The sequence below is a fragment of the Streptomyces sp. MGP-P1 genome (genome assembly GCF_057766565.1).
In genome coordinates, this window is sequence record NZ_JBYMEM010000007.1 from 2,316,519 (window position 1) to 2,332,891 (window position 16,373).

Here is a 16,373-nt window from a genome sequence, read left to right on the forward strand (position 1 = left end):
CCGTACCGGCTTGAACTCGGCCACGGCGTCGCCCGGCAGGCCCAGGCGGTGCGGGTGGCGGATCCCGGTGTCCCGGTCCAGGTTGTTGGGCAGGAACAGGTTCCGGGTGACGTGATGGGTGACGACCTGGCCGCGCTCCCCGTACGGCACGTTCTTCCCGGTGTCCGGATCGATCACCGAGAACATGGAGAACGGTGACGGCGGGTCAAAGACCGGTGCGTCGTCGGCCGGCGTCCCGGGCCGCTGCGGCATCGCGCAGAAGATCATCGTGCTGCCGAAGATGCTGACGAAGTCGATCTGCGGGAAGAGCTCGGTGCGGAACAGGTGCCGGGTGTCCTCGTCCATCGAGGTGCCGCCGTAGATCACCGTGTTGACCTTCGCGTTGATCAGCTCCACCAGGTGATCGCGGCGGCAGACCGCCTCCAGGAGCGGCGGTGTGATGACCATGACGCGGATGTCCTGGCTCCGCAGGATCCATTCGATCTGGTCGACCAGGTGGGAGACGTAGGCCTTCGCCTCGTCGGCGGCCCCGCGGCCCATGACACGCTTCGCCCACCGGGGGTCGAAGTCCAGGGTGAAGAAGATGCTCCCGAAGCGGTGGGCGGTGTCCTGGGCCAGGATGCCGGCCATGTGCGGTCCGCCCGGCATGATCCCGAGCCAGTTGTCGCCCGCCGCGATGCCGTGCTCCACCAGTCGGTTGTAGTACCAGGCCCAGGACTGCTCCCGCACATCGGGCAGCATGAACACCCGCTTCGGCGCCCCGGTCGTTCCCCCGCTCTCGCCCACCACGGGCGGTGCGGGCAGCTCCGCGATGTCTCCGTACCCCCTGGGGACCAGATCCTCGATGCGCGCGTCGCGCAGCTCGTCGACGATGTTGGGGAACAGTGAGAGATCCTCCACGGTCCGCACGTCCTTGCGCGGATCAAAGTCCAGCCTTTTACTCTGTTCCTGCCAGAAAGGCGATCCCGTCGCGGGATCGAAATGCCATGCCATGGCTTCCTGAAGAAGTTCCTGCGCATCTGGCGGGCTGTCCCACGGAGTGTCGAGTGCGGATGCGGCGCGTGAGGTCATCGTCCTGCTCCTCGGCATTGTCTTTCGACGGTCGGCTGAGTGGAGGGAAAGAATGCATCCGCTCGAACTCGTGCGCCCGGACCGCTGGTCGGGCGCAGCCTCCGGAATCTCTTTGAAGGTACAAGGCCGATACCCCTCCCGCCAGCCCCCTTTCCTCGTCCGATGGATTACCTGGTTTTACAACCGTGGATCTAGACTCATTGCCGCTCGCCCGGTGGCGTGATTAGTCTGCGGGGTGCTGTTCCGATTTCCGTAAAGACGTGCGAACAGCCTCCATCCGACGGGCCGTCACATGAGTGCGGGCAGGAGTGGAAGATGAGCGAGAGCCGCTACGACGTGATCGTCGTGGGTGCGCGGTGCGCGGGGTCGCCGACCGCGATGCTGTTGGCGAGGAGGGGGTACCGGGTCCTGGTCGTGGACCGGGCGACCTTTCCCAGCGACACGTTGTCGACCCACCTCGTGCACCCACCGGGCGTCGCCGCGCTGCGCAGGTGGGGTCTGCTCGACCGGCTGGTGGCCACGGGCTGTCCGCCCATCCACACCTACGAGTTCGACTTCGGCCCGCTGGTCCTCCCCGGCGCTCCGGGTACGGAGGCCGAACCGTACGCGTACGCGCCCCGCAGGACCGTCCTGGACGCGATGCTGGTGGACATGGCGGTGGAGGCAGGGGCCGAGGTGCGTGTGGGGTTCACCGTCTCCGGGCTGGTCTCCGACGACGCCGGCCGGGTGGTGGGCGTACGGGGGCGGGGGCCCCGGGGGCCGGAGGTGACCGAGCGCGCGCGGGTGGTGCTGGGGGCCGACGGTCTGCATTCGCTGGTCGCGCGTGCGGTGGACGCGCCGCGCTACGACGAGCATCCGAAGCTGATGGTCGGTTACTACAGCTATTTCAGCGGGCTGGAGATGGAGGGGGTCTTCAAGGCCCATTCCCGTCCCTACCGGAGTTTCGGGGCATGGCCGACCCATGACGGCCTGACGCTGGTCGGCGGCTGCTGGCCGTTCGCGGAATTCAACGCCATCCGGAAGGACGTCGAGGGGAATTACTTCAAGAACTTCACCCTGGCACCGGCATGGGCGGACCGTATACGCGAAGCGAAGCGCGAGGACCGGATCGTCGGTGCGGCGCTGCCGAACTTCTTCCGCAAGCCCTTCGGACCCGGCTGGGCGCTGGTCGGCGACTCCGGCTACTGCAAGGACTTCTTCACCGCCCAGGGCATCAGCGACGCGTTCGTCTCCGCCGAGCTGTGCGCCGCGTCGCTGGACGACGCGCTGTCCGGACGCGTGCCGTTCGACGCGTCGATGGCCGCCTATCAATCCGCCCGCGACCGGCATGCGCGACCCGTCTACGACTTCACGCTCCAGGTCTCCACGCTGGACCCCCTCTCCGCGGACTTCGAGAAGATCCTGGAGGGCATCGACGGAAACCGGCAGGGCATGGACGCCTTCGCACGGGTGAACGCGGGTGTGACGTCGATGGAGCGATTCCTCGCCGACTGGGGCCCTTCCCCCGCCGCCTGAGACGCGCACGCCGACGCACGGAGACCGTCCGCTGTCCAGCGGACGGTCTCCGTGCGTCGGCGTGGCGGACGCCGGGCCGTTCAGGCGGCCCGCGCGGTGGCCGCACCCGCTGCGGCGTTCCGGTGGACCAGCTCCCCGGCCTTCCACACCCGCGCGATGCGGTCCGGGTCGGCCAGCACGGCCACGTCGGCCAGGGGATCTCCGTCCACCGCCAGAAGATCGGCGTCGTGACCGGCGGCCAGCCGGCCGGACCGGGCGCCCGGGGTCCCAGCGTGCCGGGGCCGTGGGCGGTGGCCGCCGTGATGGCCTCCAGCGGGCTCAGGCCCGCGGCGGTCAGATGGGCGAACTCGCTCGCGTGTCCGCCCCAGGAGAGCGGGCCGCCGCGGTCGCTGGTGCCCAGATCGGTGCCGAGCGCGATGGTGACGCCGGCCCTGTGCGCGATCGCGATCGCCGCGAGGTGCCGATCGGCCATCGCCGCGAAGCGGTCCCGCCAGGCGGGCGGCAGCGCGGCGGCGTTCTGCCGCAAGGCCTCGTAGATCGTGCGCGTCGGCACGAGCGTCATGCCCCGCTCGGCCATCAGGTCCGCGGTCTCCTCGTCGAGCTCCGTACCGTGCTCGATCGTGTGGCATCCCGCGTTGATCGCGGCCAGGATCCCGGCCCGCCCGTGGCAGTGCGCCGCCACGACCCGGTCGGCCCGTGCCGCCTCGGTGACGATCGCGGTCAACTCCTCGTCGCGGTACTGCTGGTGCACCGGGTTGTCCACCTCGCTCAGGACACCGCCCGAGGTACAGATCTTGATCAGTTCGGCTCCCGCCCGCAGTTGCAGGCGCACCGCGCGCACGCACTCGTCCACCCCGTCGGCGATGCGCAGCGTGCCGCCGCTCCGGCAGGGGTCGGTCACCCAGCGGTAGGGCAGGCGGTGCGCGTCGCTGTGGCCCCCCGTCTGCCCGATGACCTGGTTCGCGCTGTAGATGTTCGGGCCGGTGAAGGTGCCTTCCCGGACGGCCTCGGCGAGGACGCAGCCATGGCCGCCCATGTCCCGCAGACTGGTGAAGCCTGCGTGGAGCGCCGTCTCGGCGTCCTTGACGCTGCGCGCGACGGCCAACGCCTGGGGAGTGAGCATCAGCTCCTCGGTGCTGACCCGGCCACGGATCCCGGCGAAGTGCACATGGCAGTCCCACAGTCCGGGCAGCAGGGTGGCCACCCGGGTCGGCTGCAACGACCGGTAGTCGTCGCTCAGTTGGGCTGTCGGCCCGGCGAAGAGGATACGGCCCTCCGCGTGCACGACGCTGCCGTGCGCGACGGGTGCGCCGGCGCCGGGGATGAGCAGGTCCGCGTCGATGCGCTCTGTCATGGGCTATGCCTCCAAGGCCGTACGCCGTGCGAGATCTTCGCGGAGCGCCTTCTTGTCGATCTTGCCGATGGCGGTGGTCGGCAGCTGGGCCACGACCTCCACCCGTTCGGGCAGCTTCCAGACGGCCAGCCCGAGCCCGCGCAGGAACCGGCGAAGCTCCAGCAGCGTGGGTTCCCGACCCGTCTCAGGGACGACGTACAGGCAGACGGTCTCGCCGTACAGCTCGTGAGGAGCGCCGACGGCGGCACTGGCGCGCACGCCGGGATGGCGCGCCACCGCCATCTCCAGGTCCTCGGCGGGGATCTTCTCGCCGCCGCGGTTGATGATGTCGCGCACCCGGCCGTTGACGACGAGGGCGCCCCGGGCGTCCGGGTCGCCAGATCGCCCGTGCGGTAGAAGCCGTCCGGGGTGAACGCCTTCGCGGTGGCGGCCGGGTCCCGGTAGTACCCCGCGACGGTGTAGGGGCCCCGGGTGAGGAGTTCCCCCGTCGCGCCGTCCGGCACCGGGCGGCCGTGCTCGTCCACGATGAGCACCTCGTCCATCGGGGAGGCGGGGCGGCCCTGGGTCTCGACGATCACCGTCTCGTGGTCGTCGAGCGCCGTGTAGCAGAGCAGCCCCTCGCTCATCCCGTAGCACTGCTGGAGCGTCGCTCCCAGGACGGGGCCGATCCGGCGCGCCAGCTCGGGGGTCGGGCGGGCGCCCCCGGTCTGGAGCACCCGCAGGCTGCTGAGGTCGGCTGCCGCCCCGTCGGCGGCCGCCAGCCACTGCATGGCCACCGTCGGCACGAGAGCGCAGTGCGTCACCCGTTCGCGTTCGATCTGGGCGAGGGCCTGCCGCGGGTCGGTGGTGTCGCCGAGCACGACCGTGCCGCCCTGGGACAACGTACCGAGCACTCCGGGGCAGTTGAGGACGAAGCCGTGCGCGGCGGGCATCACCGCCAGGTAGACCGTGTCGTGCGAGACCCCCGCGATCCCGCAGGCCGTCCGCATCATGTACGCGTACCCCGCGTCGCCCCGCGGGATCACCTTCGGCGGGCCCGTGGTGCCGCCGGACAACAGGAACACGGCGGCGTCGGTCAGGGCGGACGGACGCGGGGGCCGGGCGCCCGCGACAGCGGGGCCGACCGGTCCGTCCCAGGGCCCGGCCGGATCGCACAGGGCGGCGAGGTCGACGTCGCCGGCGCCGACGTCGCCGAGGGAGAGGACATGCCCGAGGAATTCGTGTTCCGTCCGCAGCCGCCGGGCCGACTCCACGGGGTTGGCCGCCCTGCCGCCGGCGCTCACCGCGATGGCCACCGGCCGGGCGGCGCGCACCACATGGCCCAGCTCGTAGTCGCCGAACCCGGGCAGGACCAGGACCGGCGGCGCTCCGATGTCGAGCAGGGCCAGGACCAGGACCACGAACTCCGCGCGGTTCGGCAGTTGCACCACCACCCGGTCCCCGGCACGGACGCCGAGCCCCTCCAGGCGCCGGCCGGCCGTGGTGACGGCCGCGTGCAGTTCGCCGTGGGTCAGCCGTGTCGTACCGCTCACCACGGCGAGCCGGTCGGGGTGGCGCAGGCGCGCCTCACGCAGCAGATCGGCGATCCGCTCCTCGCGCCACAGTCCGGCCCTCAGATAGGCCTCGGCCCGTCGCCGGTCGATCACCGGGACGTCCCCGTCCAGCGGCCGGGCCCCGAGCGGGCTCATCGGGGGGCCTCCGCTATCCCGCGGGTCAATTGATCCACCGTGTAGTCGTCCTTGTCCCACAGATCCATCCTGACTCCGAACCGTTCGCGCAATTGAATCTCCAGGTCGGTGGTCTCGACGGAGTTGAGACCGATGTCGGCGCGGAGCCGGGTATACGGTTCGACCTCGCTCAGGGTCTGCTCCGAAATGCCGATATCGAGCAGCAACTGCTTGATGACCTCCATGGACACGGCGGCTCCCTGATTTTTGATGTCGAGGATGCAAGGCGGTGACGTTCCGCCGTTTGCGCGAAACTCCGTATGGAGCGCAGGCCGAGGCTAATCGACGCCCTTCGGCCTGACAACGGACTAGTACGCCGGTACTAGGGCCTCGTTCCGTTCCCGGCCCGGGCCACGGAGGTTGTCCATCGCTGGGGGAGAAGCGCGGTGTGGAAGGCGTAGACCGGCCTTACACCAAGCGGTGTATTTCCGATTCCGGTGAGATTTGAGAGTGTTGCGCTTGTGCCGGACGAATATTGCAAGCCTGCGGTGCGTTGTGGATGGTGACCGCGGGAAATTCGACCCGTTGATCGGCGCGCTGCCGATCCGGACTGGAGCCTATCGATGCCCGAATTCTCGGGTGACACGTGTTCAGGCGTTCGGGAAGTCATGGGGGTAGACGGTGCAACAGTCGTACGAAATTCCTTACCCGGAGCTGGGGTCCGTACTCGGTGAGCAGGAAATCGGCGTTCTGGCCCGGTTGCTCGAATCCGGGGAGAACCTGTCGGGGGGAAGATGCCGAGAGGAGTTCGAACGGTGTTTCCGCGAGTACCTCGGAGTGCCGCACGCGCTCTCGGTGACCAGTGGGACCGTGGCGCTGGAGATCGGGATACGGCTGCTCGACCTGAATGAGGGCGACGAGGTCATCGCGACCCCGCAGACGTACAAGGCCAGTGTGCAACCGCTGTTGAACTACCCGGTGAAAGTGCGCTTCTGCGATGTCGAGCCGGACACGCTCAATATCGACCCCGACCACTTCGCATCGCTGATCACCGCCCGGACCAAGGCTCTGATCCTCGTCCACTACGGCGGGCTGCCCTGCGACATGGACCGTGTCATGAAGATCGCTCGCCGGCACGGCATCACCGTCATCGAGGACTGCGCGCACGCGCTCGGCGCGGAGTACCGGGGACGCAAGCCGGGTGCGCTGGCCGACATCGGCTGCTTCAGCTTCCACTCCAGCAAGAACATCACCACCCTCGGAGAGGGCGGGATGATCACGCTGTTCGACCGGACACTGGCGGAGCGGGCGGACCGCATCCGGTCCAACGACGCCGACGCCGTCTACCGCGCGCAGGCACGCGCCATCGGAGAGTCCACCAGTGCCCACCCATGGATGATGCACCCCGGTTTCGCCTTCACCCACGACTGCTCGAGGATCCGCTACGGCGGCACGAACGCCACCCTCGCGGAGCCGAACGCGGCGGTGGGCACCGTGCAGCTGGCCAAACTCGACCAACTGGTCAGCAGGCGGGCGGAGATCGCGGCCGCCTACGGCAAGGTCCTCGAACGGTACCCCGGGGTACGGGCGCACCAGGGGCCCGAGCCGGTGCGGCACGGACACCATCTGTACACGTTCTTCGCCGACCCGGCCGACGGCATCCTGCGCAACCGGCTGGTCTCCCGGCTCGACGCACTCGGTGTGCAGATGCAGCTGCGCTACTTCCCCCTCCACCTGCTCGCCGAATGGCGGGCCAGGGGGCACGCCGCCGGGGAGTGCCCGGTCGCCGAGCGCATGTGGTTCGAGCAGCAGGTCAACCTGCCCTGCCACCCGGGCATGACCGACCGGCAGGTCGAGCAGGTCGTGGCCCGGCTCGACACCGTCCTCGGCCAGGAGGCCCGGGGCGTACCCATCGCGGAGGGAACGCCGCGGACGACGGAGGGCCGGACCCGGTGACCGAAGCAGAGCACTACGACATCGTCGTCATCGGCGGCGGCCCGGTCGGGCTCGCCTCCGCCTGGCACGCCGCCCGCCGCGGCGCGCGGGTCGCGGTCTTCGAGCAGTACGCGTTCGGCAACGAACAGTGCGGCACGAGCGGGGCGGAACGGCACTGGCGGCTGCAGTACACCGAGCCGGATCTGTGCCGGCTGACCGGGGAGGCCCTGCCGCTCTGGCGCGAACTCGAACGGGCCACCGGAAGTCGGCTCCTGCACGCGTTCGGCAGCCTCTGGTTCGGCGACGTCGACGTCGCCACCAACGAGGGCAAGATCTCCGAGACCGCGCGGACCATGGACGACCTGTCGATCCCGTACGAGTGGCTCACCGCGGCCGACATCGAGCGCCGCTACGGCTTCACCCGCCTCCCCGGCCACTTCGAGGGTTTCGTCCAGCCCGACGGCGGAGCCGTCGACGTACGCGCCACGGTGGAGGGCCTGCTGCGGCTGACCGAGGCCGCGGGGTGTGTGCTGCGGGCACACGAGCCGGTGCTGGAACTGGTCCCCGACGGCGAGGGGGTGCGGTTGCGCACGTCACGCGGCTGGTGCAGGGCGGGCAAGGCGGTGGTGGCCAACGGCGCCTACGCCAACGACCTGCTCGAACCGTTGGGCGCCCGGCTCGATCTCAACGTGTTCGAGATGGCCCTGGTGACCCTGCGCCAGCGCGATCCCGACGCGCGCTACCCGTTCTGGTTCGTCTTCCAGGAGCCGACCGAGGAGGACACCAACCTCTTCTACGGCTTCCCGCCCAACGCGTGGCAGGACACGGACAGGGTCCGGGTAGGCCCGGTGTTCGAGGTCAACGCGCTGGCCGATCCCGGGCAGGCGACCGGCGCCCCCGACCCGCGGCACGTGGCCCGGATGTGTGAGTGGGTCGAGCAGCATCTGCCCTCGGTGGACCCGCGCCCCCTGGCGCGCGAGACCTGTCTCGCCGTGCTGCCCGCCGACCCCGAGCGGCAGTTCTTCCTCGGCACCGCCGAGGGCAAGTTCGACGGCGGGGAGAACGTGGTGGTGGCCACCGGCGGGTGGGGGTTCAAGTTCGTGCCGTTGCTCGGCCGAATCTGTGCCGACCTGTGCGTCGACGGCGCGACCGACTACCGCGTCGACCGCCTGATGCTGCCGCCGGACGCCACCCGTCCCTAAGGACGACGGCGCGAACGCGACGCGACGCCCCTGGGCGCGTCCGGCGATCCCGCATGGCCGACCCTTCCTCTGCAAAGGAGATTCCCCGGTGGTTTCCGAAGATTTCGCCACGGGTGTCCATCACGACGGCACGTCCGTCGACATCGCCGTCGTCGGCATGGCGGGCCGCTTCCCCGGCGCCCCCGACATCGACGCCTACTGGCACAACCTGCGCTCCGGCGTCGAGTCGATCGAGCAGCTGACCGAGGACGACCTGCTGGCCGAGGGGCTCGGCAGGGAGGTCATCGACGCGCCGGGCTACGTACGGGCCGCGCCGACGCTGGAGGGCATCGAGCTCTTCGACGCCGGGTTCTTCGGCTTCACGGCCCGGGAGGCCGCCCTGCTGGACCCGCAGCAGAGGCTCTTCCTGGAGAGCGCGTGGCACGCGATGGAGCACGCCGGGATCGACCCCGCCCGGTGCGGGAGGACCGCGGTGTTCGCCGGCGGCAACATGCCCGCGTACCTGATGTCCAACCTGCTGGGCGGGGCCCGGATCGTGCTCGACTCGGCCATGTTCGAGCTGCAGATCCACAACGACAAGGACTACCTGGCCAGCCGGACCGCGTTCAAGCTCGGCCTGACCGGCCCCGCGGTGAACGTGCAGACGGCGTGCTCCACCTCACTGGTCGCGGTGCACCAGGCCACCGCGGCCCTGCGCTCCGGCGACTGCGAGCTCGCGCTCGCCGGCGGGGTGTGCGTCCGGGTGCCCCACCGGGTCGGCTACCGCTACGAACAGCAGCTGATCTACTCGCCGGACGGGCGGTGCCGTCCGTTCGACGCCGACGGCGCGGGCACGGTCTTCGGCAACGGGGCCGGCGTGGTCGTGCTCAAGCGGCTGGCCGACGCGCGGCGCGACGGCGACCGGATCCTCGCCGTGCTCAAGGGCTCCGCGGTGAACAACGACGGTGCGGACAAGGTCGGTTACACCTCACCGAGCGTGCGCGGGCAGGAGGCGGTGGTCGCCGCCGCGATCGCCGACAGCGGGGTGCCCGCCCGGTCGATCACCGCGATCGAGGCGCACGGAACGGGTACCCACGTCGGCGACCCCATCGAGATCACGGCGCTCACCAGGGCGTTCGGACGGCACACCGAGGACAGGCAGTTCTGCGCCGTCGGTTCCGTCAAGTCGAACATCGGGCACCTGGAGTCGGCGGCGGGCATCGCCAGTCTCATCAAGGCCGTGCTGCAACTGCACCACCGGACGCTGGTGCCGAGCCTGCACTACGAACGGCCCAACCCGCGCATCGACTTCGCCGCCACTCCGTTCTTCGTCAACACGGAACTGCGCGACTGGCCCGAGGGGGAGTCCCCCCGCCGGATCGGGGTGAGCTCGTTCGGCATCGGCGGCACCAACGCCCACGTGGTGCTGGAGCAGGCGCCCGAACCGAGCCCCGGCCACCCCTCCGGCCGGCCCGAGCTGGTGGTGGTCTCGGCCAGGACCCCGGCAGCCCTGGACACGGCCGCCGAGGCACTCGCGCGGAAGCTCGCCGGACTCGACCGGCACCCGCTCGCCGATATCGCCCACACCCTCCAGACCGGTCGCGCGGCCATGCGCTACCGCCGGGCGGTGGTGGCCGCCGACACGGCCGAGGCGGCGGCCCTGCTGTCCGGGGCCGACCCGGGCAGGGTGCGTGGCGCGGACGCGGGCAACACCCCGGCGAAGACGGTCTTCCTCTTCCCCGGCCAGGGCTCCCAGTACGCCGGCATGAGCCGAGGGCTGTACGAGAGCGAACCGGTCTTCGCCGAGGCGATGGACGCCTGCGCCGGCCTGCTGGCCGAACCGCTCGGCATCGACCTGCGGACCGTGCTCTACCCCGACGCACCCGGCGAGGACGGGCTCACCCACACCACCCTCGCGCAGCCGGCCCTCTTCGCCACCGAGTACGCGCTGGCCGTGCTCCTGCGGTCCTGGGGAGTCGAACCCGACGTCATGGTCGGGCACAGCATCGGCGAGTTCACCGCGGCGGTGCTCGCCGGAGTGCTGTCCCTGGCCGACGCGGCACATCTGGTCGCCCTGCGGGGCCGGCTCATGCAGGACCTGCCGACCGGGGCCATGGTCTCCATCGCCGCCGCCGCGGCCGACATCGAGCCGTTCCTGCCGCCCGGGGTGTCCATCGCCGCCCTCAACGCACCCACGCTCTGCGTGGCCTCCGGCCCCCACGAAGCGGTGGCGGAACTCGGCGGGATCCTGGCGGGCAAGGAGATCACGGTCCGCCCGCTCCACACTTCGCACGCCTTCCACTCCTCGATGATGGACCCGGTCGTGGAGCCGTTCACCCGGGCCGTGGCCGACACGGCGCTCGCCGCACCCCGCCTGCCGTTCGTCTCCTGCGTCACCGGGGAGGCCATCACCGCCGAGCAGGCCACGGACCCCGCGTACTGGGGCACACATCTGCGCCGCCCCGTGCGCTTCGCCGACGCGGTGCGCACCGCGATCGGCGACGGCCCCGCCGTCCTCGTCGAGGTGGGCCCGGGCAACACCCTGAGCGTCCTGGCCCGCGCCGGCACGGGGGCCGCGGGGCCCCGGGCCGCGGCCGTCACCACGATGCGCAGGCCGGACGAGACCGCCGACGACGGCCAGGTCCTGCGGACCGCGGTCGGGGACGTCTGGCTCTTCGGCGGCGCGGTGGACTGGCCCGCCCAGCACGAGGGGCGGCGCACCCGGGTGGAACTGCCCGGCTACCCCTTCCAGCGCGACCGCCACTGGATCGAGCCGCGCGGCACGGCGACGGGCGTGCCCCTCACCATGGGGATCGCCGACCACGAGGAGCCCGAGGCGGAGCAGCCCGCCAGGGCGACTCGGCCGAGCACCCTGGTGACCTCCTATGTGGAACCGGCGGACGAACTGGAGCGCACCATCGCCGGGATCTGGGAGGAGATGTTCGGCATCGCGCCGATCGGCACCACGGACGACTTCTTCGAACTCGGCGGCCACTCGCTCCTCGCCATTCAGGTGCTCAACCGGCTCCACACCGCCTCCGGGGCGACGGTGGAACTGGGCAAGTTGCTGGCCACCCCCACCATCGGGGGCATGGTCGAACAACTGCGCGAGATCGGGGCGGTCGGGGCCGAGGACCGGCTCGCCACCGTCGTCCCCCGGCCGGACCGGCGGTACGAGCCGTTCCCGCTCACCGAGATGCAGCAGGCCCAGTGGATCGGCCGGCTGTCCAGCTTCGACATGGGCGGCGTGGCCCCCCATCTCTACTTCGAGTTCGACAGCCGCACCATCGAGACCGACCGGCTGGAGCGGGCCTGGCAGCGGGTCGTGGAGCGGCACGACATGCTGCGCATGGTGGTCCTGCCCGACGGCCGGCAACAGGTCCTGGCGGACACGGCGCCGTACCGCTTCGAGGTGCTCGACCTGCGGGAGACGGAGCCGTCGGAGGCCGAGAGCCAACTGACCCTGATACGCGACCGGATGAGCGCCGAGGTGCGCCCGGCGGACGTCTGGCCGCTCTGGGAGGTACGCGTCAGCCTGCTGCCCGACCACCAGGTCCGGGTCCACATCGGCTTCGACCTGCTGGTCGCCGACGTCTCCTCGTTCTTCTACCAACTCCTCCCGCAGTGGCGCGAGTTCTACCAGCAGCCCGGACTGGACCCCGCCCCGCTCGCCCTCTCCTTCCGGGACTACGTGCTCGCGGAGGAGGAGCTGCGGCGGACACCGAGGTACGAGCGTTCGCTGGAGTACTGGCGCAAGCGGGTCCGCGAGCTCCCCGCGGCACCCGAACTCCCCACGGTGCAGGCCACCGGGGACGGCGAGCGCCTGGGATTCGTCCGCCGGCACGCCCGGCTGGACGCCGAGCTGTGGGGCCGGATCAAGGCGAAGGCCGGCGAGTTCGGCGTCACCCCGTCCAGCGCGATGCTCGCGGCGTTCGCCGTCACCATCGGTACCTGGAGCAAGACCCAGCGCTTCACCCTGAACTTCACGGCCGTCAACCGGCTCCCCGTGCACGAGGACGTCGACGACCTGGTGGGCGAGTTCGCCTCCTTCGACCTGCTGGAGGTGGACGCGGTCTCGGCACCCGACTTCGCCGAGCTGGTGCGCGAACTGCAACGGCAGAGCTGGGCGGACTTCGACCACCGCTACGTCAGCGGCGTACGCATCCTGCGCGAGCGGGCCCGGGCGCGCGGCGGCGCGGGCGACGTCATGCCCGTCGTGTTCACCAGCGCGCTCGGCGGCGACGTCGACGGCAAGCCCGCGCCGTCGCCGGTGGACTGGCTCGGTGAGCAGAGCTACTTCATCTCGCAGACCCCGCAGGTGACGATCGACCACTTCCTGCTGGAGTTCGGGGGCAATCTGGAGCTGGCGTGGCATGCCGTCGACGGGATCTTCCCCGAGGGGCTCATGGCGGAGATGTTCCAGGCCTACCAGGACTTCGTGGTGGGACTGGCGGAGAGCGACGGCTGGCAGCGCCCCCCGGTGCTCGACCTGCCCGACACGCAGCTCGCGGCCCGGAACGCGGCCAACGACACCGCCGGCGAGCTGCCCGCCGACGTCCTGCCCGCCCGGGTACTGGCCCGCGCCGACTCCACCGAACCGGCCGTGATCACCGGGGACCGCACACTCGGCTTCGCCGAACTCGCGGGCCGAGCGGTCGCGTTGGCCCAGAAGTTGACCGAGGAGGGCTTCGGCCGGGGAGCCGTGGTCGGCATCGGACTGGCCAAGGGATGGCGGCAGATCGTGGCGGCACTCGCGGCCTCCGCGGCCGGCTGTACGTATGTACCCCTCGACCCCGGCCTCCCGGAGCCCCGACGCCGCTGGCTGGTCGAGCAGGCCGGGATCGGCTGTGTACTGGCCGAACCGGACACGGCCGCGCACTGGCCGAACGCTCCCCGGGTGCTGCCGGTTCCCGAGGACGCGCCGTGGGACCCGGCGGCCGCGTCGGCGTGGACCTGCCCCGCCCGGCCGGACGACACCGCCTACGTCATCTACACCTCGGGCTCCACCGGAACCCCCAAGGGCGTGGCGGTCAGTCACCGCGCCGCCCTGAACACCCTGGTGGACATCGAGGAGCGGTACGGCATCCGGCCGGGCGACCGGGTCCTGGCGCTGTCCGCGCTCAGCTTCGACCTCTCCGTCTTCGACGTCTTCGGGATGCTCTCGGCGGGCGGCGCCGTCGTGCTGCCCGCGGATGCGGACCGGCGCGCCCCGGACCGCTGGACCGAGTTGTGCCGGCTCCACGGGGTCACGGTGTGGAACTCGGTGCCCGCCCTGATGCAGATGCTCGTCGAGCACCTGGAGAGCCGGGGCCCGGCCGACGGTCCGGGCCACCTCCCCGACCTGCGGCTGACCCTGCTGAGCGGCGACTGGATACCGCTGTCCCTGCCGGACCGGCTCCGGGCGGTGGCTCCCGCGACCGAGGTGGTCGGTCTGGGCGGCGCGACCGAGGCCGCCGTCTGGTCCATCGCCCACCCGATCGGCGAGGTCGCGCCCGACTGGCCCTCCATCCCCTACGGACGCCCCCTGCGCAACCAGCGCTTCCACGTCCTCAACGACCGGCTGCGGCACGCGCCGGTGTGGGTGCCGGGCCAACTGCACATCGCCGGGGCCGGACTGGCCGAAGGGTACTGGCGGGACGAGCGGCGCACCGCCGAGTCGTTCATCGTCCACCCGGAGACGGGGGAACGGCTGTACCGCACCGGCGACCTCGGGCGGTATCTGCCCGACGGCACCATCGAGTTCCTCGGCCGCGACGACTTCCAGGTCAAGATCGGCGGCTACCGCATCGAACTGGGCGAGATCGAGCACGCTCTGAGCGGCCACCCCGACGTCCTCAGCGCCGTGGTGTCCGCACCCGGGGAACGTACGCGGCAACGGCTGGTCGCCCATGTCGTCCCGGCCCGCCCCGGGCTGCGGGACGCCCCGGACTTCGCCGACCGGTTGCGGGCCCACCTCGCCGCGACCCTGCCCTCCTACATGACCCCGTCCGACATCGTCCTCATCGACGCGATGCCGCTGAGCGGCAACGGCAAGGTCGACCGCTCGGCCCTGCCCGACCCCCGGCACGCGGGCGAGGCGACCGCGAGCGCGCCGGAGGACGAGGAGGAGCCGGCGACAGGGGCGCTGGGCACCCTGCTGGTCCTGGCCGCCGATCTCCTCGGCGTGGAGCGGCCCCGGGGGCGGGACAACTTCTTCGAGCTCGGCGGCGACTCCATCATGGGGGTACAACTCGTCGGGAGGGCCAACGCCGAGGGCATCCCGATCACCCCGCAGAATCTCTTCGAGACCTCCAGCTTCATCGAACTGGCCGGGGCCGTACCCGCCGGGACCGGCGTCGGCGACGTGGGCGCGCCCGTGCCGCTCACCCCGCACCAGGCGGTGGCACGGGCCCAGGCCGGATCGGTGCTGCTGGACGTACCGGACGCGTTCGACCCCGTGCTGGCCGGCCGCGCACTGACCGCGCTGGCCGACCGCCATCCGGCCCTGGGCGCCCGGGTGCGGGCCGAGGACGGCCGGCCGTTCGTGGTGCGGACCGACCGGAGCGAGGACCAGGAGGTCCCGGAGATCGACCTCGGCGCACTGCCCGACGACGTACGGGCCGATGCGATGACGCAGATGCTCGACGAGATGGCCGGGGAGCTGGACATCGAGGCCGGGCCGACGGTCAAGCCCGCGGTGTTCCGCCTGGGCGAACGGGGCAGCGTGTTGGCCTGCACGGTGGCGCAGGGGCTGATGGACGACGCCTCCGTCCTCCTGCTCTGCCGCGAACTGATCCAGGCGTACGACCGGTTGGCCGCCGATCAGCCCGTGGTGTGGAGCGCGGGCGCGGGGTCGCCGCAGGCGTGGAACCAGGGCCTGCGCCGGAAGCCGGCGCACCCGGCGGGGCTCGACGCGCTCCCCGGGGCGCCGCGGGCGCTGCCCCGGCAACGGACCGTCGAGCTGGACGCCCCACGTACGGCGGAGCTGTTCACCGCCGCCGCGGGCAGCTACCACCTGGACCCGACCGAGGTGCTGGTGGCGGCGGCGTCCGCCGCCCTGGGCAGGGCCCTGGACGAACCGCCGCAGCTGCTGGTCGAGCGTTCGCTGCGGGCCGACCTGGCCGCCAGCGACGAGCCGGCCGGCCGCCTGGTGGGCCGGGTGACCGAGCTGCGGACCATGGAGCCGACGGCGGCTCGGACCCCCCTCGCCGAAGTGCTCACCTCGGTGAAGAGCCGGCTGCGGACGACGGACCCGCTCCCGGTCCGGGGGGCGACGGTCGCGGTCAGGGAGGTGGTGACCTGGGATCGCGGCGACGACGCGATCACGGTCCCCGCGGACTTCACCGGAGTGGCCGGGCTCGCCGGCTGGCACGACGGGGCGGAAGGACAGCTGAGCGCCGCCGTGCTGGACGGCGCCCTGCGCGTCCGCTGGCTCCTGGGCGCCTCCGTGTCCGAGGAAGGGGCGACCCGCCTGGCCGACGCCTTCGAGACGGTGCTCGGGGAGATCGCCGAGCACTGCGGCGCGGCGGCGGGGACCTACGAACCGTCCGACTTCCCGCTGTCCGGCCTCTCCAAGGACGAGCTGGACGCGTTCCTCGACGAACTGCGGTGACCGGTGACCGGTGACGGCGACGGCCGGCCGGGCACGGCCGACGACGGCGAACGGGCCGA

General features: G+C 71.5%; 6 protein-coding genes and 2 pseudogenes. 4 read left to right on the forward strand and 4 right to left on the reverse strand.

Features of this window, described 5'->3' with window-relative positions; genetic code table 11:
- Nucleotides 1-1,386 precede the first annotated feature (1,386 nt).
- Nucleotides 1,387-2,586, forward strand: coding sequence for an NAD(P)/FAD-dependent oxidoreductase (locus AC3CH1_RS31920; protein ID WP_488466037.1), 1,200 nt, complete (start codon nucleotides 1,387-1,389; stop codon nucleotides 2,584-2,586).
- 325 nt (nucleotides 2,587-2,911) lie between these two features.
- On the opposite strand, the pseudogene AC3CH1_RS31925 reads toward AC3CH1_RS31920, so the two are convergent.
- From AC3CH1_RS31925 to AC3CH1_RS31940, 4 genes and pseudogenes are all read right to left on the reverse strand, one after another.
- Nucleotides 2,912-3,940: pseudogene (locus tag AC3CH1_RS31925) on the reverse strand (amidohydrolase family protein); the annotation flags it as partial.
- A 3-nt stretch (nucleotides 3,941-3,943) separates the two neighbouring features.
- Complete coding sequence (locus tag AC3CH1_RS31930; protein WP_488466787.1) at nucleotides 3,944-4,222, reverse strand: AMP-binding enzyme; 279 nt, start codon at nucleotides 4,220-4,222, stop codon at nucleotides 3,944-3,946.
- A gap of 218 nt (nucleotides 4,223-4,440) precedes the next feature.
- Nucleotides 4,441-5,628: pseudogene (locus AC3CH1_RS31935) on the reverse strand (AMP-binding protein); the annotation flags it as partial.
- On the reverse strand, nucleotides 5,625-5,852 hold the full coding sequence (locus tag AC3CH1_RS31940) for an acyl carrier protein (RefSeq protein ID WP_488466038.1): 228 nt from the start codon (nucleotides 5,850-5,852) through the stop codon (nucleotides 5,625-5,627). The gene AC3CH1_RS31940 and the pseudogene AC3CH1_RS31935, both read right to left, overlap by 4 nt.
- Nucleotides 5,853-6,288: 436 nt before the next feature.
- On the opposite strand from AC3CH1_RS31940, the gene AC3CH1_RS31945 reads away from it, so the two are divergent.
- The 3 genes from AC3CH1_RS31945 to AC3CH1_RS31955 all read left to right on the forward strand — a co-directional run bounded on the left by AC3CH1_RS31945 (nucleotide 6,289) and on the right by AC3CH1_RS31955 (nucleotide 16,314).
- The gene (locus AC3CH1_RS31945; RefSeq protein ID WP_488466039.1) at nucleotides 6,289-7,563 is read left to right on the forward strand and encodes a DegT/DnrJ/EryC1/StrS aminotransferase family protein; all 1,275 of its coding nucleotides are present in this window, start codon (nucleotides 6,289-6,291) and stop codon (nucleotides 7,561-7,563) included.
- The gene (locus AC3CH1_RS31950; protein ID WP_488466040.1) at nucleotides 7,560-8,744 is read left to right on the forward strand and encodes an FAD-dependent oxidoreductase; all 1,185 of its coding nucleotides are present in this window, start codon (nucleotides 7,560-7,562) and stop codon (nucleotides 8,742-8,744) included. The genes AC3CH1_RS31945 and AC3CH1_RS31950 overlap by 4 nt, the downstream gene beginning before the upstream one ends.
- Nucleotides 8,745-8,832: 88 nt before the next feature.
- Complete coding sequence (locus tag AC3CH1_RS31955) at nucleotides 8,833-16,314, forward strand: amino acid adenylation domain-containing protein (RefSeq protein ID WP_488466041.1); 7,482 nt, start codon at nucleotides 8,833-8,835, stop codon at nucleotides 16,312-16,314.
- Nucleotides 16,315-16,373: the final 59 nt, after the last annotated feature.

What these genes read in the sequence shown, in the direction of transcription:
- AC3CH1_RS31930 (WP_488466787.1), bottom strand. Translation starts at nt 4,222, where the DNA reads ATGGCGGTGGCGCGCCATCCCGGCGTGCGCGCCAGTGCCGCCGTCGGC.
- AC3CH1_RS31920 (WP_488466037.1), top strand. Translation starts at nt 1,387, where the DNA reads ATGAGCGAGAGCCGCTACGACGTGATCGTCGTGGGTGCGCGGTGCGCG.
- AC3CH1_RS31940 (WP_488466038.1), bottom strand. Translation starts at nt 5,852, where the DNA reads ATGGAGGTCATCAAGCAGTTGCTGCTCGATATCGGCATTTCGGAGCAG.